16 protein-coding genes are annotated in these 20,958 nt (G+C 41.4%); 5 read left to right on the plus strand and 11 right to left on the minus strand.

The annotated features are described in order from the left end of the window. Nucleotides 1-602 precede the first annotated feature (602 nt). From B9A91_RS08940 to B9A91_RS08970, 7 genes are all read right to left on the minus strand, one after another. Nucleotides 603-1,916 (minus strand): hypothetical protein, encoded by a 1,314-nt coding sequence (locus B9A91_RS08940; protein WP_084238003.1) that lies wholly within the window; start codon nt 1,914-1,916, stop codon nt 603-605. Nucleotides 1,917-2,002: 86 nt separating this feature from the next. Beyond that, nucleotides 2,003-3,325, minus strand: coding sequence for a DUF4302 domain-containing protein (locus B9A91_RS08945; protein ID WP_159451679.1), 1,323 nt, complete (start codon nt 3,323-3,325; stop codon nt 2,003-2,005). 23 nt (nt 3,326-3,348) lie between these two features. After that, complete coding sequence (locus B9A91_RS08950; RefSeq protein ID WP_084238005.1) at nt 3,349-4,746, minus strand: zinc-binding metallopeptidase; 1,398 nt, start codon at nt 4,744-4,746, stop codon at nt 3,349-3,351. A gap of 18 nt (nt 4,747-4,764) precedes the next feature. Next, nucleotides 4,765-6,207, minus strand: a complete 1,443-nt coding sequence (locus tag B9A91_RS08955) for a RagB/SusD family nutrient uptake outer membrane protein (protein WP_084238006.1) — start codon at nt 6,205-6,207, stop codon at nt 4,765-4,767. Nucleotides 6,208-6,218: 11 nt separating this feature from the next. Beyond that, nucleotides 6,219-9,794 carry a SusC/RagA family TonB-linked outer membrane protein gene (locus B9A91_RS08960; protein WP_235012502.1) on the minus strand — a complete coding sequence of 1,192 codons (3,576 nt, stop codon included), beginning with the start codon at nt 9,792-9,794 and terminating at the stop codon, nt 6,219-6,221. A 199-nt stretch (nt 9,795-9,993) separates the two neighbouring features. After that, complete coding sequence (locus B9A91_RS08965) at nt 9,994-11,157, minus strand: FecR family protein (protein ID WP_084238008.1); 1,164 nt, start codon at nt 11,155-11,157, stop codon at nt 9,994-9,996. 57 nt (nt 11,158-11,214) lie between these two features. Further along, nucleotides 11,215-11,748 carry an RNA polymerase sigma-70 factor gene (locus B9A91_RS08970; RefSeq protein ID WP_084238009.1) on the minus strand — a complete coding sequence of 178 codons (534 nt, stop codon included), beginning with the start codon at nt 11,746-11,748 and terminating at the stop codon, nt 11,215-11,217. Nucleotides 11,749-11,980: 232 nt separating this feature from the next. Here B9A91_RS08970 and B9A91_RS08975 point away from each other — a divergent pair, with 232 nt between their 5' ends. The 5 genes from B9A91_RS08975 (at nt 11,981) to B9A91_RS08995 (ending at nt 15,927) form a co-directional block, all read left to right on the plus strand. Continuing rightward, nucleotides 11,981-12,631: a DUF6266 family protein gene (locus B9A91_RS08975; protein ID WP_084239645.1), complete on the plus strand. Its 651-nt coding sequence runs from the start codon at nt 11,981-11,983 to the stop codon at nt 12,629-12,631. Nucleotides 12,632-12,677: 46 nt separating this feature from the next. Beyond that, nucleotides 12,678-13,058 carry a hypothetical protein gene (locus B9A91_RS08980; protein ID WP_084238010.1) on the plus strand — a complete coding sequence of 127 codons (381 nt, stop codon included), beginning with the start codon at nt 12,678-12,680 and terminating at the stop codon, nt 13,056-13,058. Then, nucleotides 12,977-13,531 (plus strand): CHAP domain-containing protein, encoded by a 555-nt coding sequence (locus B9A91_RS08985; protein ID WP_235012504.1) that lies wholly within the window; start codon nt 12,977-12,979, stop codon nt 13,529-13,531. Before B9A91_RS08980 ends, B9A91_RS08985 begins: the two co-directional genes overlap by 82 nt. Before the next feature lie 4 nt (nt 13,532-13,535). After that, nucleotides 13,536-14,174 carry a DUF6266 family protein gene (locus tag B9A91_RS08990; protein WP_084238012.1) on the plus strand — a complete coding sequence of 213 codons (639 nt, stop codon included), beginning with the start codon at nt 13,536-13,538 and terminating at the stop codon, nt 14,172-14,174. 676 nt (nt 14,175-14,850) lie between these two features. Then, nucleotides 14,851-15,927, plus strand: coding sequence for a hypothetical protein (locus B9A91_RS08995; protein WP_084238013.1), 1,077 nt, complete (start codon nt 14,851-14,853; stop codon nt 15,925-15,927). A gap of 111 nt (nt 15,928-16,038) precedes the next feature. On the opposite strand, the gene B9A91_RS09000 is transcribed toward B9A91_RS08995, so the two are convergent. The 4 genes from B9A91_RS09000 to B9A91_RS09015 all read right to left on the minus strand — a co-directional run bounded on the left by B9A91_RS09000 (nt 16,039) and on the right by B9A91_RS09015 (nt 20,953). Beyond that, a complete protein-coding gene (locus tag B9A91_RS09000; RefSeq protein WP_084238014.1) occupies nt 16,039-16,455 on the minus strand; it encodes a hypothetical protein in 417 nt (138 codons plus the stop codon). A 275-nt stretch (nt 16,456-16,730) separates the two neighbouring features. Next, nucleotides 16,731-18,050, minus strand: a complete 1,320-nt coding sequence (locus B9A91_RS09005; protein ID WP_159451680.1) for a DUF4302 domain-containing protein — start codon at nt 18,048-18,050, stop codon at nt 16,731-16,733. 30 nt (nt 18,051-18,080) lie between these two features. After that, the gene (locus B9A91_RS09010) at nt 18,081-19,448 is read right to left on the minus strand and encodes a substrate import-associated zinc metallohydrolase lipoprotein (protein ID WP_084238016.1); all 1,368 of its coding nucleotides are present in this window, start codon (nt 19,446-19,448) and stop codon (nt 18,081-18,083) included. A gap of 11 nt (nt 19,449-19,459) precedes the next feature. Further along, nucleotides 19,460-20,953, minus strand: a complete 1,494-nt coding sequence (locus B9A91_RS09015) for a RagB/SusD family nutrient uptake outer membrane protein (RefSeq protein ID WP_084238017.1) — start codon at nt 20,951-20,953, stop codon at nt 19,460-19,462. Nucleotides 20,954-20,958: the final 5 nt, after the last annotated feature.

Raw genomic sequence — 20,958 nt, forward strand, 5'->3', positions numbered from 1 at the left:
GCTCGCGCGCAAGGCACTACCATTAGAGCAATGGCAATGATTAAAAGTTTCACTAAGATGTTCATACAGGCTTATACTTTGCAAGAACGAGCATAAGCTCCTTTTTAGATTCATCTTCGATCAACGATAGATAGTACAACTCCGTTATATTCTTTCTCGGATGTTCTGATTTAATATCCAATTGAATTGCAAAAACTCGAACTGGCTAGTTAAAAAAGACGGTGTCCATAGTTTTTCGACACCGTCCTTACATTTAACCATTACGGGATTAATATCATACCGATTAAAATCATTAGGGAAATAAACAAGATGCTAAGTGCGGCATAGCTAAATTTCGACTTACTAGTAACAAGGTATTTGATTGCAAAAAACGCAGCTATAAGTTGTAATATTATAAGTGGAATGGTAACTAGTTCCACTATAAATGAAGCTATTGCCAAATTCGCGCCTTTAAGCACACCACTAAATAGTATGGAAAAATAAATCAACGACGCAATACTTGCATAAAAAAATAGCTTTATATTTTTTTTCATTATCCCTTGTAATACTTCAAGTGAAACATTATACTAGTTTACAATAGTTCCCAAATTTATAACTGTAATTTACGGGGCCGAAACGAACCCAACTTTAACAACTTTCCCTCCAACGATTTTGTAATATTTGCCAGTGGCATAGTTGTCAACAAAGTAATAAGCATCCGTCAATACATTAAGATATTGGGTATCGGAGTAGTACTTTCCATCATTTGCATTGTAGTAAAGGGAGGTGTCAGCCGGTTCCAATTCAGGGTCGTATTGGGATAAATTAGTTAGATAATAAGCAAATGGAGGTACCGGCGTCGGAATAGTCAAGACAATTGTATTGGTATCAATGCTGTCCTCCACAAATGTAAATGGCTTATTATCTTCAGCATCAGCATCTGGTACACACCCCGAGAAACAAAACCAGCTTGGAGTGCACTTTTTGCAAATTTTATCATGAACATAGCATATCGGATGCCAGTAGTAACATGCACCGCTATAATTTCCACAACAACCATGACTGCTACCTCTTGGCCACCAACCAACAAATGAATTAAGCTCCGGATGTGAGTTTCTATAAACATCAAATGCCGCCAAAAGATCTTTTAGCGTAAATGTAGAACTGTTCATTGTTTCTAAGACATCTTGAAATACATACAGTCCTCTATTGTCACTTGATGCAGAGATTAAATCTTGGGAAATTATAGCCTGTAATAATGGCTTATTTACAATTATATCTTCGTTAAGCGCAAATGAAGAGAGACCTAAATTATACCCTTCAAATACATCTTGTTCATATGAAGGATAATCCTGTTCTTCCGGATCGTCAGAATCATTGTTAACGCTACTTAAGTGTTTTCCTGACCGAGAATGTGTGGCTTTCAAATTTTGCGACAGCCCAAGTTTATTGCTTAGTATCCTTCTTACAAAAGACAAACTCATGTATAAACCTTGAATTTTAGGGTCTTTTACTTCCACTGGATTTAATGATCTTGTACTTTCCTGAATCATCATTTTTATTGATTTACAAATCATCTTTATTTCAGCTGTTGATAAATTATTGTATTCAGATTTATCTGCCTTGTCAGCAAGAGCTTCATAAACATCTTTACTAAAGGAAACCTTTTTTAAATCAATCTCAAATATTTCGTCTATTTCTTTTGTGTTGTCAGATCTTTTATAAACCTGGACACTAAAATTCAATACACTATCAGATACACTAGAATTGTAGTCAATTTTATGATGCTCGGTAGAGTATCCTTTTTTAGAGTACTCCGCTGCATTATCGCCTAGAGTTTTTCTACAGGCGTATATGCTAACTAGCAGAACAAACAAACAGGAAATCGTAAAAAAGAAACTCGTTCTTTTAAACATAGGGACATTGTCTTTTTTCATTTAATAAAAGTGTTTAAGTTTATATAATTAGTAATTTTTCTAAAGGTCACGAGGGGACCTTTAGAAAAATTCAATCAAAAAATAACTTACTGCAACAAAACTCCGTAAAAGAATGATGCCGTATTGGTTTGATTTAAAAAGCCACCTACCGTTGCACCTGCAGGAGCTCCGGCTGCTATGTAAGCAATTTTAAAATTAGATCCTGAAAAATAATCCGTTAATGCGGTTACATAAGTTCTGATGGTACTGGCGTTTCCTGTAGGCGTTGCAGCCAGGGTAAACCTCGCAATTCCAGTATTGGCATCCAATGCCATATTATAGATAAAATCTGCATTAAAGAAACTGGTTGGACTACTTGGGTTTCTATACCTAATCTGGAAAGTTACTGTTCCATTAGGATTAAACAATAACGTTATATATTCAATATAGCGTCCCGCGTTGCCCAAAGTCCCAAGAGAAGCATTTGCCGTATTGTATTTCGCTTTAAAATCTGCAGAAAGGTCTGATAAATTTGCCACATCAATCCGCATGGAAGTCCATCGGGTTCCCAGAACTGTGTGCAAAGCTGGTGTTGTTTCTAAAGGAAGCGGCGCAGGAGAAATCTCTATTCTGATCCTGGTAGTTCCATTCAATAAATAAAAATACTTATCTGTTGGCTCCCAATACACTTTCGTAAAAGTATAGCTACCGTATTTAAGTGGAGTTTTTAGTTCTAATCCATCCAAAACAAAAGCATAAGCGGAACTGGATTGCCCACCTATAGAAGTCGACTTCCCTGGGATACTCAACGATACAGGAACCTGTTTGTTATCAAGCATTACATATAGTATCTTTCCTGTTACCGCGACAGTAGCATCGTCAATAATCGTTTTAATTCCTCCACCCAGGATACTTTGTGCTGCTGCGTTCGACAATTTCACCATCTTCATGGCGTTCTTATTAAAAGTACCTTCAAACTTAACTGTATCCCCAACAACTTCTGTAAATGCGAATTCAAAATCGGAAGCAAGTCCGGTTGCGGTACTTGCACTGCCTCCGCTTATAGTTGCATCCGGATCGGCCGGTAAATGAATATAGCTATAGGTATCAAATATCAGCGTTGGCCGCTGCAGGGCTTTTAACCTGTAGGTACTTTCTTTCAATGTTGCAGCGGAAGCTGTATTAAAGTCCGACAACATGTTCACCTTACCCTCTGCTGTAAATTTAAGGTAGAAAGAAAAGCCTTTTCCACCTTTTGGATAAATTGTAGCCAACCAGCCATCAGCAGCAGAAAGCAGCAATGCCTGGTCTTTTGCCAGTTCGGCACTAAGTCTTGTATCCGGATCTTCAAATACCGGATCATTGTTCTTTTTACAACCTGACACAAACATGGTTGCAATCAAGATTGCATATGTTAAAAATCTTTTCATATAGCTGTTCATAATCAGTTCCATTAGTATTTAATTACGCCCAGGGTTCCAAAAAAGGACGATGCCGGATCTGAAACTTTGGTCCATTGTCCGTACTCAAGCAAGTTGGCATCATAACGCCAGCTCAACGCAAAACTACCCGTAGTGAGGTAATTTGTGAGGGCCACCACACCTGGTGCAATAACATCGGCATTGCCATCACGCCTTACATAAGTAAGCGTCATTTGCTGACTGGCATTGTAAGTTACCTTATACGCAAAATGGGCAATAAACGGTGAACCTGTAGCATTTGTATAATTTACACGCAGCACCAGCTCTCCTGCCCTTGGATAGAAGAACAATACAAAATTGCCCAATATCCTTCCTGCACCACCAACAGCTGCCAGGCCTGTTTTTGCCGTTTCCCAGGTAGTCATGAAACTTGCTGACATGCCAGGTACATTGTTCGGATCAACAGCAACTGAAGTGAACTTTTTGCGATTGCCAAAAAGGGTTGACAATTCAATTGGGGCGCCCTGCGAAAGGGCATAGTTTACCTTATTTTGAACTTTGGCAAAATCAACACCATAATTTTGCTTGAAATAAGTAATTACACTCAGTTCCTTTTTTCTGATATTACCTTGTGCTGTAGCGTTTGGCATTTCCCTTACAATGATAAAAGGAGGATTGGCCGGATCGGGAATGGAATCGAGCTTAGGCACTACAATGCTATTCACAATGGCATCATACGATGACTTTCCTTCGGTAAGCATAATGGAAGTCATCTCTGCAAAATCTTCGTCGGGTGATGCTTGCGAATACTGTGAAATAAAACCTCCGTTGTTAGCTTCAACCAGAGTGGTGTTATTCCAGTCGGCCGTATAACCTGCCGGAGTAATTTGCGGAAACTCCTTCTGAAAGCTGATGGTCTGGTTTAAAATATGGGTAAACTCATGGTGAATGGTTTTTAAGACCCTTTGCGAAACTGCCCTGTTGGTTTTGTCAAAATTATTGACATTAAAAAGGGTTACTTTAATACCGCCTTCGGCCTCGCCTAATGTAACCGTTCCACCGGCATTGTATTGAAGGCTACCTACCAGCACATAGTTTTTTGGCGCATATTTTTTAATAAAATTTTGCCCCACTTCGGCGGTATAGGGATCAATCCATGCCGACCTTACCATTTCCATTAAAGGCTGCACCCGGTCTATTTTTGGTGGGATTAATGTTTTGTCCCTGTCGTACTCGGCACCATCCCACCTGTATTTTACATTGATGTTATACGGATCGGTAAAATTGGTGAACAGCCATTTATCAAGTGTACTCTCTGTCCAGGTATCGCCACCCAGGCCAACAATCTCCCTGTCCAGATTTTCACTTTTTTTACAGCTTAGTATTACCCCAAAAAGTAACATAAGCAATAGGGTATATCTTATTTTCATCTTGATTTTCTTTAGGGTTTAACGTGGGTTTTGTGTAATCCCGGATAAGGTTACCTGCGGTGGAATCTGCCATAACTTCCTGCCATCATCTTCAGCCAGTTTGAACTCTTCACCAGCAGCATTTCTATGAACAACAGGCAGTTTGTGCCTTAAAATATCCATCCAGCGCATTCCCTCATGTACAAATTCCGCTTTCTTCAAATCAAGCAAAGCATTCAAATAAGCTTGCTTAGTCTCTGTTGTGCTGGTATAATAAGCCTTGATCTTGGTTTCTGTAAAATTATGTGTAGCAGGAATGTAATTGGTTACCCTTGTACTGATCAATGTATTCATATCTGCCAATGCTTCAGTATATTTACCCTGCATAATATAAGCTTCGGCACGGTTCAACAACACCTCTTCGGTAGTAAGTACCGGCACCATGGTATAACCTGTTCCGGTAGTTGCATTGATATTGGTACGCACAAAGTGTTCTACAAACTTTAGTAAATAGTAGTATGTAGACGAATTGGAATAAATCCTATAGGCGTTCAGGCTTGTACCAACAGGCGCCAGAATCAAATTCAACCGGTTCTGGTTTATGGAATAAACCGGTCTTTTATAATTCCTTCCCAGCCTGGAAACGGTTTCGCAGATTAACAGGTTACCGGGATTGGTAGCGTTGGTAAATGCTGTTTCCTGTTGCTCCACACTAAAATCAGCATAAGATTTCCAGGGTCTTACGTTCTCAGCAAAGTTATTCCCTGGAAAAGCAAGGCCGGCGTATTCAATTACCTTAGCCGGATCTCTTTTGAAGAGATAATAACGACAGGCAAAAGCGTAAGCTGCTTTACGGGTAAAGTGATAGGCCGGAACGGTATAATTGTCGTTGATGAGCGGAATACCTTCCAACAGGTCTTTTTCAATTTGCTGATAGGTATAGGCCACTGTTTTGCGGTCATAATTTTTAAATACCACATTCTCGGGCTCAGTAACATAAGGGATACCCATATCGGTTTCGGCCGTTGCAGGGTCATAGCATTTGGAAAACAAAGTAACCAGCATAAAATGTGCATAAGCACGGGCCACCAAAGCTTCGCCCTTTTGGCCGCTATAGGCTTGTTTATCGGCAGCTTTAGCAATGGCATCAAGTGCCTGGTTAGCCGCTGCTATAGCAGTATAACAGGCATTCCAATAATAAGTAGGACTATCCTGATCTGTAGCCTGGGTATCCCTCCAGAAATAACCATCCTGGTTTACAGGAAAGTCTATACCTGCGGTACTTACAAAGGAAGGGATATCTGACATGGACTCGGCCAGCAGAAAGTAATTTCCACGCGGATATGCAGTAACCAGCAGTTCGGATACCTTGGCCGGTGTGTTTAGCTTGGTGCGGTCATCGGGTGCCTGGTCAAGGTATTTATTGCATCCCGATCCAATACACGCCAGCAACGTCAGTAGATATATTGTATATTTTTTCATGATCTTTCTGTTTAAAATCCAACCTTTAACGACAATGTGATTTGCCTTGGAATAGGAAGGGCTACCCCCCCTGAACCAAAAAATTCAGGGTCCTGGCCTTTCAATTTCTTATCAGCATACATCAGCCACACATTGTTCCCTTGCAGTTTAAGCGACATAGAGTTTACCCCCAATACATTGCTATATTTTTTAGGCAGGTTATACGCTACTGATACTTGTTTTAACCTTACAAAGGAACCATCTGCCACACGATCGCTTGAGTAGTTATAGGCCGTATAAGGGTAAAGACCATTCAAATCTTTTCTAACCAGGTAATCGGCAATAGAAGGGGTATTGGTCAGGTTTTCATCTCCGGGTAAAGTCCAACGGTCCAAAAATTCATTTGGCAGGGCATCATTATCATTATAAGCTGTTGCAAAAACATTGTTAAGCCTGATCTTATTGCCTGCCTGGTAAGACACAAACAAGTTAACCGTAAAGTCTTTATACTTAAATGTATTGCTAAACCCTCCGGTATATAACGGATCAACAGGCCCTTCATATTTTAAATATTGGGTGTTGGTGCTTTGAACATATACTGCCCTGTTCGGCTTGCCTTCTTCATCAATAAATGTAGGCACCCCTACCTTATCTAATTTTTGGAAATCGATGGAATACAATCCTCTTACAGCACCTCCTTCTGCAGGTCCACCTTCAGCTATGATAAGATCATAAATCCTTGGTTTACTTTTTAAGTTGGTGATCTTATTTTTATTGTAACCAAAAGTTAAACTGGAAGTCCAGCTGAAGTCGGTTGTTCTAAATGGTGTGCCACCTAAAGTAACCTCTACCCCATGGGATTTCATGTCAGCATAATTGGCTGTTTTAACCGATTCGCCACCTATCCCCGAAGTTACCACATCGCCTATCAGGTCAAAACCATTGCGTCTGTAGTAATCAAAGGAGAAATTTAAACGGTTATTGAGTAAACCCAGGTCAACACCTGCATTTGCCTCATATTGTTTTTCCCAGGTTAACTCTGAGTTCTCCAGCGCATCCATAACAATCCGGGGTTCTACTTCCGCCAAACGCGGCCTTCGGGTGGTACTGTTCAATAAAACTACCGATGAATTGCTTGCATCTCCCAAACTGGCTGTCAGTCCATATCCACCACGAAGTTTTAAGTAGCTGATTGCGTCAAGCTTTTTAATGAACTCCTCCTCATCCATATTCCATGCCCCACTTAGCGTCCAGGTAGGCAGCCATCTGGCAGTCGACGATTCGCCCATACGGTTACCTCCATCATATCTTACAGTACCGGTAAAAATATATTTGGAATCATATGCGTAATTCGCATTCATGAAGAACGCAGCGTAACGATCGTAAAATCTGTTCCGGCCAAAGTAGTTGTAATTCCCCTCCAGCAACATTTTAATGATGCGGTAGTCTGTAAATGGAACACCCCCTTTATCATACTGGTAACCATAACCATTGTTATAACTGTTTTGGCGGTCGGCGAACTTGGTTTGTTGTCCTATAAATGCACTGACATCGTGTTTGCCGAATTTCTGTTTCCAATCAATCTGGTTTCTGATGTCATAACTCATCAAGTTGTCATCATTCCTGTTATAAAAACCTCCTTGTGGTAAAACAACCTCCCGGTCAATAATTTCAGGACGGTCCGGATCATTATACAGGAAGATATTGGCATTAGCGATGACTGAGTTTGGCGCATACCTATAGGCATTAGCCATGTTGGAATATTCGGTAATCTTATGCTCACGGGTACTCTTTACATAACGCAAGGCACCAACCGATTTAAATTCAAAATTCTTCATGAATTTATAATTTAATTCGCCCTGCATTTTAAGGTCCATCATATCGAGATCGATATAATTATTGTTCAATTCCTCAATAATGTTAAAGGGGGCATAGTTGCGGGTAAAATACTCCAGATTGCCGTTTTCATCATAAGGGGTCATGGTGCGGCTGGTATTCAAAGCATAACTAAAAGGGTTGATGTCGAAATCACGGGTGTATTTACCTTCTACCACATTACTGCTGCGGCCAAGTGTGCCCGGCGCCCTTTGGGTTCGCAGTGCCCCTGTACCCAGTATCCCTACAGTTAACTTGGGCGACAGGTTATAATTGCCCCTTAAGTTCATTGTATATCTTTTGGCTTTATCTCCTATGGTCCAACCCTGGTCATTATAATAGCCCAGAGAAAAATAATGCTGTGATTTTTCTGACCCTGAGGATACGCTCACCGAATGTTCCTGAACAAAGGAGTTTTTAAACAATACATCAAACCAGTCCGTATTAGCCAGGGCATACCTCTTTAAGAATGCAGAACGGCCTTCGGCAGTATTTACCACGCCAAACTGACCTGTGCTGGCATCAAAAGCATTGATTTGCTGGTACATTTTTGCAAATACGCCCCCGTTCATGCCGTTGGCAATATTAGGCGTCAATCCGCCTTTACGGTAAACCTCGGCATAGAGCGACATCTGGTCGGCAGAATTCATGATGTTGAAGGTGCTATAGCTTGGTTTCAGGAAAGATGAGAAGTTACCACTGTAACTTACCGCAGTATTACCGGCCTTACCTTTCTTGGTTGTAATTACTACCACACCGTTCATCGCCCGCGCTCCGTACAGTGCAGTTGCAGAGGCATCTTTGAGTATATTAAAACTCTCAATATCGTCGGCATTAATACCCGCCACAGATGAGCCGAGCAAGGTCGTGGCATCACCACTGGACAGCTGGTCGTTGGAGATGTTGACTACATCCTCCAACACCACTCCATCTACTACCCACAGTGGCTTATTTTCGCCCGATATTGAAGTTGCCCCGCGCACCCTGATTTTTGGCGCTGTACCAAATGTACCTGAAACATTTTGTACCGAAACCCCGGCTACTTTACCTTCGAGCATACGGCTAATGTCTATTACCCCATCCTGCTTTACGTCTGTACCGCTGATGGTTGTGGCTGCCCCTGTAAACAATTTCTTATTGATGTTCTGAAACCCGGTAGCTACTACGCTAACGGCATTGAGCGTGTTGCTTTCGCTCTCGAGCACGATGCTGATGTTCTTACGCCCATCAACCTGTACCTCTTTTGTTTTGTAGCCAATAAACCGCGCAATCAATGTGGCATTTGCGGCCGCATTGATGCTAAACTCGCCCTCGGCATTTGCTGTTACACCAGTACTGGTACCCTTAACCAGCACGGAGGCCCCTATAAGCGGCTCTCCTTCGGCATTCTTTACTGTACCTTTGACCTGGTTTTGCTGCACATTGCCCAACGCCCCTTCTGACAGGGAACTGATGATAATTGTTTTGTTAATGATCTTAAAGGTCATCTTTCTGTTTCCCAGCAATCTGGACAAAGCATCCTGCAGGCTTGCATCTTCCAGCTTCAGATCTACCCGATCGGCACCCCTGATTAGCGCATCCTTATAGAGGAAGCTAAAACTGGTTTGTTTGTTGATCTCTTTGAGAACGTCTTCAAGTTTGGCATTGCGTAGGGATAGGGTCACTTTTTGCGCCCTTCCGTTACCATATACACAGGTCATAAAAACAAACAATAACAATGTTGTTATTTTCATAATCCGGAGAATTATTGGCAAGAGGGTTCCCGGGGAATAGGCGCTCCCTTTGCCAAATGATAAGTTATTCATACATTTGATTTTGAGTTAATGTAAAAGGTCTAGAAATTTTTTCTTTAGCTTAATGAACTAAAACAGGGGTGTAGCAGCACCTCTGTTTTTATTTTATTGATTAGCTATTTTGGTTAGTTTGTAAGGTTTACTTCATGGTTTTCGCTTTTTTGTTAATGATTAATAATTTATTCTCATTCAGTTTAAAATCAAGATCGCTTACAAGTTCCAGCATCTTTAATACCTCTGATAAGCGAACATCCCTGCGGATTTGGCCGGTGTAGGTTTCTGTGAGTGACAGATCTTCGGAAAGTGTGATGTCCAGATCGTACCAAACCTGCAGCTGATGGGCTATACTGACAATGTTATCGCCCTTAAAATAAAATTCATTGTTTTTCCAGGCCAGGTCTTTCTGCAGGTTAGCAACCCCTACACGCAGGTTCTGGCTATTCCATTCGGCGCTTTGCCCCGGAGCGATAACCACAGCACCGGAGTTTCCTGAAACCTCTACAGCACCCTCGGCCAGCGATGTTTTAACGTTATTGCTGTTATAGGCCGAGACATTAAAATGGGTGCCCAAAACCCGTACTTTTACACTTCCGGTTTCTACAAAAAATGGGCGCCCCCTGTCTTTGGCAACCTCGAAATAGGCTTCTCCGCTTAGATAAACCCTGCGCTCTTTGCTGCTGAACTGGGATGGAAACTGCAGCCTGCTGTTGGAATTTACCCAAACCAGGGTGCCATCGCCCAAGGTAAGCTTGAAAAAGTTGGCCGCCGGGACCACCAAGGTGTTCAACAATAAGGTGTTACTAGTCTGAGGCCCGTTTTGAGCATCGGCGATAACCAATTCTCCGTGTTCCGGAACATTGAGGGTATCACTAACCTTAATTTCCTTACCACTGGCAAGTATAATCTTTGCGCCCAGGTTGGCCGGCAGAATATCGTTGTTGTATTTTTCGTCTTTGCTCTCTACAAATCTTTGAGCTGCACTATGGTCTTTGTTGTTCAATATAAAGTACAAGCTGAACGACAACAGGATGGCAACTGAAGCAGCGACAGCCCAGCCCCAAACTTTTTTTCCTTTAAATTTTCCTTTTTGTTTGATACGCTCCCAGGCCTGGTCCTCATCGATCTGCTCGAGCCAGGCCATTTCCAGGGGGTCCTCTTTAGCCATCAGCTCGGCAAACAACTGCCCGTTCCGGGGGTTTGATTCCCGCCAGGACTCCAGCATTTGTTCTTCTGCTACAGAAAGTGTTTCCTTTCTATATTTTCTGGCCAGAATATTTGCGATATCAAAAGTGTTCCTATCCATAATCTGTTAATAAGAAACCGAAACCATGGATTGGGGTGACAAGAAATTTTATTTTTTTTAACGGAGGAAAAATACCGCCAGGAGAAGTGTCAGATAATCGGGCCGCAGCTTATCTCTAAGCACGCTTAAACCTCTCTTTTTCTGCGTTTTGATGGTATTTATACTTAAATCCAGCTGCCCCGCGATCTCATCGTTGGAAAGACCTTCGAGATAGCTCATGGACATGATTTTACGGCAGCCCTCGGGTAAATTCTGCAATGCCTCGTTTATGGCCTGCATAAATTCGGTCCTGATGATCTGGTGCTCATAGTCGGTTTCATCAAATTCCTGAAAGCCCTTGCGCTCCCAGAATTTCCTGACCGTCTTGCTTTTTCTGCTGAGGTTGTATACGGCAAACTTTACCGAGGAATACAAAAAGGTTTTGATTGCCCTTTCATCATTTGCCACTGCTGGTTTATTCTGAAAATAGCTAACAAATGCATCCTGCGCCAGATCTTCCGCCAGATTTTGGTCCTTTACCATTTGGAACGCAAAATAGCACAGGGTTTTGTAATATCTGGTAAATAAGAGTTTATCTGACTGGAATGCCATGTCAAAATGTTAGTTAGCAGTGGAATAGGTTATCTTTTGCTAAAGGTATAGAAATTAAATTAAAATTTATCACATCACACCGCATTACACCACATTTTACCGTATTGTACCGCAGCATTAGCGTCTGATACTGAGGTGAATTACTTTTGTTTCAGCATTACGCGAAAGCTAACCGGCCGGGGCTTTGAGCGAACAGAAAGATGCTGATTCAGGACCCTTAAATTTTAGAAAAATGGGAAAGTACAAAAAAGGCATCCTCGGCCATTTTAGAGGAATTGTAGGAACCGTAATAGGTTCTGTATGGCGTGGGATACACTACATGAAAAGTTTACCCGACGTAGGCGCGGATAACCCAACTCCTGCACAAATTAATGTGCGCGCAAAGCTGGCATTGGTAACAGCTTTTGTACAGCGATTGAAAACATTGATTACAGTGGGTTACCAGTCTTTTACCAAGGGCATTACACCCATGAATGCGGCAACCGGCTATCATTTGAAAAACGCGGTAACCGGCACCAGCGCTGCAAACTATGCCATAAACTATGCGCTGGTGAGGTTTAGTGTAGGCAGTTTATCTGCGGATGTAACTCCTTTGGTTACCCCAACTGCAGGCGCCAAACTTGATTTTAGCTGGACAGATGATACTGACCCGGAGGAAGACCCTACAGGCAGTACAGACCTGGTTACGGTGCTGGCTTACAGCATTGAGAAGGACAAGTTTGCCAGAAAGGTTGCTGCTGCTCCAAGATCGGCAGAGGCTTATGTATTGCAACTGCCGCTGGATTGGAGTGCAGACAACGTGCATACCTGGATTTCGTTTGTAAGCGCTAACGGAAAGCAGGTTTCCAACAGTGTTTACACCGGTGAAGTCCTGGTGCTTTAATGATGGGGGTGCCTGCGGGCACCCTCTTTATCTTAAATAGAATGATATGAAAACACTAGCTATTAAATATTGGGCTATAAGCCTCATTAACCTTGTAAACGAGGTAAAGAAAGAACACCGGCTGTTTGGGATACTGATGCTTGCCTGGGGCATGATTACCTGTTTTTTAAGCAAGCCGGAAATGAGCATCGGGATTAACCAGAGCATCCCATTAATGGTGGTATTGGGGCTGATCACCTTTCTGCTACTACTGGAATTGAGCTGGTGGCTGTTTAACAGGTTCTGGCTAAGGACCGGACTGCCCGGAATGGAACATATGGTTGTACAATTTGAAGATTTAGAGATATGGCAAAAACTGGCATTTTTATGGGCATCATTTGCCTTGGTATTGCTGGTGGGTTTGGGGTGTTTGATGGCGGTGGTGTAGTAGATCCCTCCAGAGTCGGGATGACAAAGAGGCGTAATGACGTATTGCGGATAGCGCAAGCCGAGGTTGGCGTGCGAGAACTGACAGGCCGCAATGATGGAAAGCGAATAGCGGAGTATCTCGCTTACACCGGGATTAAAGTTCCGGCGGCCTATTGTAGTGCTTACGTGAGCTGGTGCTTTGGGCAAGCGGGCTATACTCAGCCTAAAAGTGCCTGGTCCCCTGCCCTGTTTCCGGTGGCGAGGATTGTAAGGGAGCCTAAGCCTGCGGACGTGTTTGGCCTCTGGTTTCCAGAGTTAAATCGCATTGCGCATGTGGGTTTGGTTGTCAGTGTTAAAGGCGATTGGATCTACAGCATTGAAGGGAATTCTTCGCCCGACGGCAGCAGGAACGGCAATGGTGTTTACCAACGCATTCGGCATAAAAAAACGGTTAGCAGGTTTGCTGACTGGATTTCGAACAATAAAATTTAAACAAATGGCTAAATATAAAAACGGAATAAACGGAGCTTTCTCCGGAAAAATTGGCGCAGTGGTTGGCGCATCCTATATGGGGATCAGCTACATCCGCAGTTTACCAGAAACAACCAAGCCTGCTACAGAAAAACAGTTGCACCAGCGCTTAAAGTTTAGCGTGATCATTGCCTGGCTACAGCCGGTACTGGCATTGATCAATATTGGCTTTCAAATCTTTACAGGAGATAAAACCGCCATGAACCGGGCGGTAAGTTATCACATGAAAGAGGCACTGATTGATAACGGTAAGGAAGTAGCCATTGACTTTAAAAAAGCGATCTTCAGCAGAGGCGAGTTATTGGTATCGTGGATATTGGAAGTGCTGAGCCTGGCCAGTGCGATGTTGAATGTTAAATGGGACAACGGCCCTGAATCTTTGTTCAATAAGGCTGACGATAAGGCCACTTTTATCTTTTACAATCCGCAGAAAGAGAAATTTGTATCTTTTAAAGGTGTAGCAAGAAGGCGGGATAAAGAAACCGTATTACGGCTGCCGAAAAGGTTTGCCGGGGACACCGTACATGCTTGGATGCTGTATATTAATGCGAAAGGCGATATGGTAAGTACGAGTGTGTATTTGGGCGAGATAGTGGTGGTGTAACTCTACGATTTAAATAAAAAGGAGGCTCTATGAAGAAGCCTCCTTTTATTCTACAAACTTTAAATCTAATTAATAAGGTAGGGAACAATTATTAGTACCATCTAAATTTATCGAGTATTCGGGACCAGAATAACTGAATTTATAGGTAAGTGTACCTTCGAAATGATAATAATAGTTTCCCTCATATTCTGGAATTGGCCCGCCTAATTCACCTATAACTAAATACTCTTCAAATAAATCTCCGTAAACTGAAGTTATGGTAGCAGAACCACCCGAAAAAAAATGAATATTCCCATTCCTATATTGTTTAGTAGGATTGTGAGTAATAAGAGCTTTTTCATATTTAATGTTTTAGTTAAATATTATCATAAATATAATATTATTAAACTAATTGTTTGCGCTTTGTAACTAACAATGAGATTCAACATGCATTCACGTAAGAAACTGTATCATTCGCGTAGTATATAAGGTCATTCACGTAAAACATTATAGATTGATTAATTTTTTGCTTAAAATAGTCTATTGATCCACACATAAACTTAGATTAATGCCTCAAACTCCTGCCTCAGCAAGATTGCCTTTAACCCTCCTTTCAAAACTCTTACTGGAAAAAGGAAATTATCAATTGCCTACCCACCAAAACAATTAACAAAAATATTTAACAGAAATTAAGCTCATGAAGAAAAATCATTTCAAAAAATTCTTAACCTTATTCTTTATATTAACCGTCGGTTCGTCGGTATTTTATGCATGTAAAAAGAATACAGAAGTTGAAAACAACGAACCACTTTCCTTGAACAACTATAAATCTACTCATCTAAAAAAAGGGGTGACAGAAGCTGATGTACAAAGTACATTAAAAAAAAGCGCACTATTATATGGGAATAAAGCTTTAGAAGATATATTAAGCGATCTGGTAAGTAAGAACAAAATAACTGAGAAGGGCAAAGCCAGTATTTTGGCTTCGGTACAAGGGAAAACCCAGGATCAATTTGTAAAAGGTGCATTGCAAAGGATCTCTAGCTTAAAGCACGGACTACCATTGCAGATTAAAAAATTCTCCTATTCAAACTCTAATCCATTGTCTAATACAATTCAACCCGGCCCTTTTGAAGAACTGAATGACGCAGGTTTTTCAGCGTTTGAACAACAGATGATGTTTGACTATATAATCCTAGAACTTACCAATCAGGGAATATCCTGGAGTTGTGCGATCGCCATCGCAGGGGTAGGATTAACTATAGCAGCCCTTTTTGTTGGCGGGCCAGCAACTGTTGCCGCTGCGGCTTTATGGGGAGCTTCTCATGTTGTTGCTGTAATAAGTTTAAAGGACTGTGCGCCTCAGCATAAGAATTATGTTGAAGATATTAAAAATCAATTTGCTACCGAGCAAGATTTCATTGACTATTTTCAAAATAATGTGAGTAACAATGGACCATTAGAATGGACTGAAATACCAGGAAATTTTTTAGACGGTTTTCAAACCGACGTTTTTTTAAACGACGTGATGATAAATAATGGTTTGACAAGGATTCTTGTGCAGCCTTATAATGAATCAATACCAAGCTTAATGGATGCAAACGATGGAAACTGGTACTTTTTCAACGGTACAACGGGAGTTTTAGTGCTAGGTCGAAGTGGCCTTCTTGTTGCTCATAATTTTGCAGATTTGACTTCTTATACTATCAGATACATGTGGATCACGGGTTCACCATTGCAAGAGATGGTTTTGGTAGTAAGATTGAGAAATTAATACCGGTAATAAACCTTGGAGTGGGTAGTATATAAAAAGGTCAGGCAACTAATATTACCTGACCTTTTTATACCTCACTAAAATAGTTTTTGCTTATTCTGGCTAAGTTAGTTAATACGGTATCGATATATTATTAAGACGATCTAAATCTAACGTATAAGTTGGTCCAAACGGACTAAATCTATAAGCAAGAACACCTTCAAAATGATAATACCAGTCTTGTCCGTACGGATAACCGCCATCTGGTCCAACAATACCCCGATACTCTTCAACTAAAGTACCAGTGAGTGATTTAATAATAACCCTATCACCTGAAGAAAGATAAATCGTACCCTGTCTAAACTCACGTGTAAACGTATTAAAAGATAGTTCACCCCAATAATCAGCACTATAAACACTGACTGACACAACGGGTCCCGTACTTGGTGGGGGTGGCTCTGGTGGTGGAAATGTTTGTGAGAATGCGGATGAACTAAAAAAGGCAGTTAATCCAAATGCCAGCAGCGCAAATAACAAGAGCTTTTTCATATTTTATGTTTTAGTTAAATAATATATAAATATAGTATTTAAAATAAACAAAGAACCCTGCGGCTTATACCGCAGGGTTCTTTGTTTATGGTAATGTACTCTCTTTCTTTTTAATTTTTTTTATTCCGTAAAAGAAAAGAAATGTTGCAGGTATACCTGCTAACAGCATCCTCGGGTCAAATTCACCTTCGAGGAGATAAAGGACCAGCGAAGAAATTATGCTGAATATTATAAAGTACATCACTATTAGTTTCATGATTTAAGTTTTAAGTTAATTATTGCAACGATCCTGTAAAGGTGAAATCGGGATGTTCTATGCTCTTAAATTGTCCTAATACCTGTCCTGTTGCCGGATCTGCAAAATAATCGATAGTAAACGTATCTACATTAATGCGGTCTCTAAGCAATGTATTTAAAGCCGCTTGAAGTGCTGCTGAATTTCCACTGGCCGGAAGTGCAGTAAATTTATATATACCATTTGCGGTTTTAGTGTAAGTGTAAGGATAAGGCAACTGAAGCGTATTAGCGCCGTAAGTAGTAAGTACTACCAGGTTAATGGTTTTGGCTGCCCCGTTAAATACAAAAACTATCCGATCAAGAACCAAAGGTACTCCTCCAAGTGAAAACCTGCCTACTTCAGTTGCTGCTGTAGCCCTTCTGGTGACGAAATTAGCACTCCATCCACCATAAGTTGTTGCTTTAGGTACAATCACATTGACATAATTAGTACCCAGAACCAGATGTAAAGGCATAATAGGCACACCAGAAACCAGAACTTCTATCTTGGTCCCTGTGGAGGTAACCAGGTACAACTTACTATTTGCATTGTCCCAATTTACCGCAACAATAGTAAGTCCGTTGTATGCTAGAGGCGAAGTGAGCTTTAAACCGGTTTTGGTATCATAAATAAATTTCGCGCTTTCACTTTTAACTACGCCACTCTGTAAGGAGGTCAAAGAAATTGTTCTGGTTTGAACATCTGCGTTAACAGAGACCTGAATACGATTGGTATTGTCGTTTGGATCAGGAATATATAAGTAAGGATGTTCATCCGTGTAGGTATTCAGGTTAGTAACCACACTGGTATAAAAAGCTTTGTCAGCTGCAGTTGCTTTAACCAATACAAGCTCCGCCAGTCTCTTCTTACCAATGAGTTTTATCGTATCTCCAACCTGTTCCCTGATTTCAAATTCAAAATCAGAACCATAGCCTTCCGCATATACCCCGTCAAATGAGTCAGGATTTGGATCCTGTAATAAATGTAAGGTGCTATAAGTATCAAAAATAAGAGAGGGAGCCATTACGTATTTAAGTCTATAGGTGCTCTCTGCGGCGTCAGGAGCGTAATCTGCCCACATCTTTACCCTGCTGGATTCACCAAATTCCATATAAAAGCTATAATCACCCTCAATAAGGTTAGTCTTGATACGGGCAACCCAACCCTGTGGGCTACCAACCAGTTCCTTACTGTACTTCTCCATTGTTTCGGCTACCCGTTCTTCGGGCCTTTTGCCATCGATCAGCTCTTGCTGATCCTTTTTACAGGCCTGCATTATTAATAATGCAAAAAGGCCTAGTATAAATATTTTTTTCATGTGTAATTTCATTTACAGTTTACGACAAGTCTATCTTTGTATATTACCATAAAAACCCAATTGGCTATTTGAAGTGTCAAAAAATCCTAGCAGGGAACTTCTGGAACCTGGCACTAAACTTTCTATCCAGTTTACCCTGAAAGTCTTTGTGGTAAGATAATCCAACAAAGGCTTCATTGGTACTTGAAGAAATGTCCCATTTGAATACTGAGCTGTTGTGCCTTGTGCTGCCCTTGCTAATTTAATGGTCCCTGACGCTCCTGTAGTAATTGTAGCTGTCATATTATACCAATAAGCATAAGCGCCATCTGAAAATTTAAGGATCATGTCTGTCCTGTTCACTGCTGGATTCGTAAATACCAGTTCAAATGTTGGGAATACCGGCGAGGCATATGCAGGAGCACTTGCTGCTGCAATAGATGCATTATATGCTGTAACAAACTCCGAACCCTGGCTCGCTGCATTTTTATCAACAGTAAAACCTTTGAAAGAGCCTTGCGATAAACGGGTAGGAACAGGAACGATTGTAGCTGGGGCATACGTTTCGATTGCAGTCCTTACTTTTGCCTGTAATTTCCTGAAATCAAGTCCATGCGCAGCCTTAAAATAGTCTACCACTACCTGTTCTTTTTTTCTCAGTTTTGTAATGGCCGTAGGATCTGTTGCTGTATTTACATAAGCATCAAACTGATCCTGCCCGGCTACCAGCAAAGTAGCAATCATCTCTGCAAAGTCTTCATCTTTATTATTGCGGGCATAACGGGTAACAAAACCTAAGCTCTTTGCAGTTGCCGCCGAATTACCAGAGCCTACCCAAGATGAGCCCACGTAGTTTGAAGATATCTCTTCATAGCCCGGAGGAACCGGAACATTCTGGTGAAGGATATGTGCAAACTCATGGTGCATGGTATGAAAGGCGGCAGGCCTTTCTGGGGTGCCCATTACACTTATTACATTATTTCTATCGTAATCATTTACCTCGTACAGATTAATCTGCCTTCCCGCATCAGCTGTACCTAGCGTAATTTGATTGTCAGAATACTCTCCGGTACCAAAAAGTGCTATCTCTTTAGGGAGAATTGGCAAAAGAAATGCTTTACTGGAAACATCCAGATAAGGCTGGATAAAGATCTGCTGCACCCCCTCCATAATCGGTTGAACTTTCTCTTCCTTTACAGGAGCGATTTCCTTGTCTATACTGGCTTGAAAGCGGTCAAACCGGTACAGGATTTCCATGTTATATGGATTTAAAAAATTATCTTCCAGCCATTTGTCCAATGTACCTTTTGCATAGGTATCCAGGTTTGACTTGGTGATGTCAACATTCAGTGCACCTTCCTTTTTGCAGGATACAGCGACCGTTAACAACAACATCAGGTATAAAAAAATCTTTTTCATAATCTTTATGTTTATCTAGGATTAAGTGCCAATCCTGCTTTTTGTGCAGGTATCGGTAATTGGAAAACACGGCGTGGATCGCCTGGCTTCAGTTCGACAGTTGTACTTGCACCGTTGGCATCCAGCTTGTTGTGCTTTACAGTCAGATCATGCCTCAGGATATCAAACCAGCGCAAACCTTCTGTTATAAATTCAGCTCTTTTGAGATCTAGAATGGTTTTAATAAGACCTGCTTTAGGATCTGTAATACCATAATAAGCGGCAATTTTTGCCAGTGTAACCCCATGAGCAGATGCACTATAATTGCTGATCCTTGTGCTTAAGAAAGTATTGATGTCCTGTAAAGCCAAGTCAGACTGACCAGATGAAGCATAAGCTTCGGCCCTGTTCATGATTAATTCATCAGCAGTAAGCAGAGGTACCATAACATAGGGTTGCCCAAATCCTGATCCAATTTTGCTCTCGAAGAAAAGCTCATCAAATTTGTTGCTTGACCAATATGGTTCTACATAAGGGGTAGCCTTGTAAGCATAGTTACCCCCAGAAACATTAGGGCCAAATAAAACCGTATTTGTAATAATCCTACCTAGACCATAACGGATATAGAAATGCCTGCCCCAACCGGAATTTGCTTCACCAAGGAGTAGATTTGAATTTTCTGATGACTTGGTAAATTGCGTTTCCAATGCACTTGCTATCATAGCGGCATAAGTGCTGTTCCAAGGCCTTAGCATGGTTTTTGCCTGATCGGGTGTAAGTAATACTTTGTTAGTGTACTCAATTACCTTGGGAAGGTCGCCTTTAAACAAATAGAACCGTGCTGCAAAAGCATTGGCTGAATTCTGGCTGAAATGATACTTTGGTGCCGTTTTGTAAACCGAATTATTGATCAATGGCAGGCCTTCGGTCAGGTCCTTTTCAATTTTTGTATAAACTTCGGCAACTGTACCTCTTTTGTATTGAGGGGAAACAGTAACCTCAGGATCTGTTACAAAAGGCACTCCAGGATCACTATTGGCCTGACCTGGTTTGTAAATATTGGCATATAAACTTACCAGCATGAAATGAGCGTATGCCCTGGCCAACAGCGCCTCTCCTTTATACGGGAGCAGATCTGTCTGCTCAGGATGGGCATTAATATATTGTAAAGCTGTATTTGCAGAAGCAATGGCTAAATAGGTTTCATTCCAGTAAGTATCTGTTGAACCGGCTACCTCACCTCCGTTCTCAAAGTCTTCCCACAGGTAGGCTTTGGTCCAAGCTTGTTCGGACGATACACTAAGGTAATCTACGCGAGGGCCTTTATCCTCAGCATTGTCTGATGCGTTCTCTGTGAACGACAGGTATTCTGCTTTAGGATAGGCCGATACCAATAGTTGTGCAACTTTTTCTTTTGAATTTAACTGGGTTCTTAGATCCGGACTTTTTTCCAGAAACTTTTTACATCCGGAGGCCGAAAAGACCATCAGGACAGCCAGTAAATAAATATATCTTTTTGCTTTCATCTTCT

This window comes from Pedobacter africanus (assembly GCF_900176535.1).
In the GTDB taxonomy this organism is placed as follows: domain Bacteria; phylum Bacteroidota; class Bacteroidia; order Sphingobacteriales; family Sphingobacteriaceae; genus Pedobacter; species Pedobacter africanus.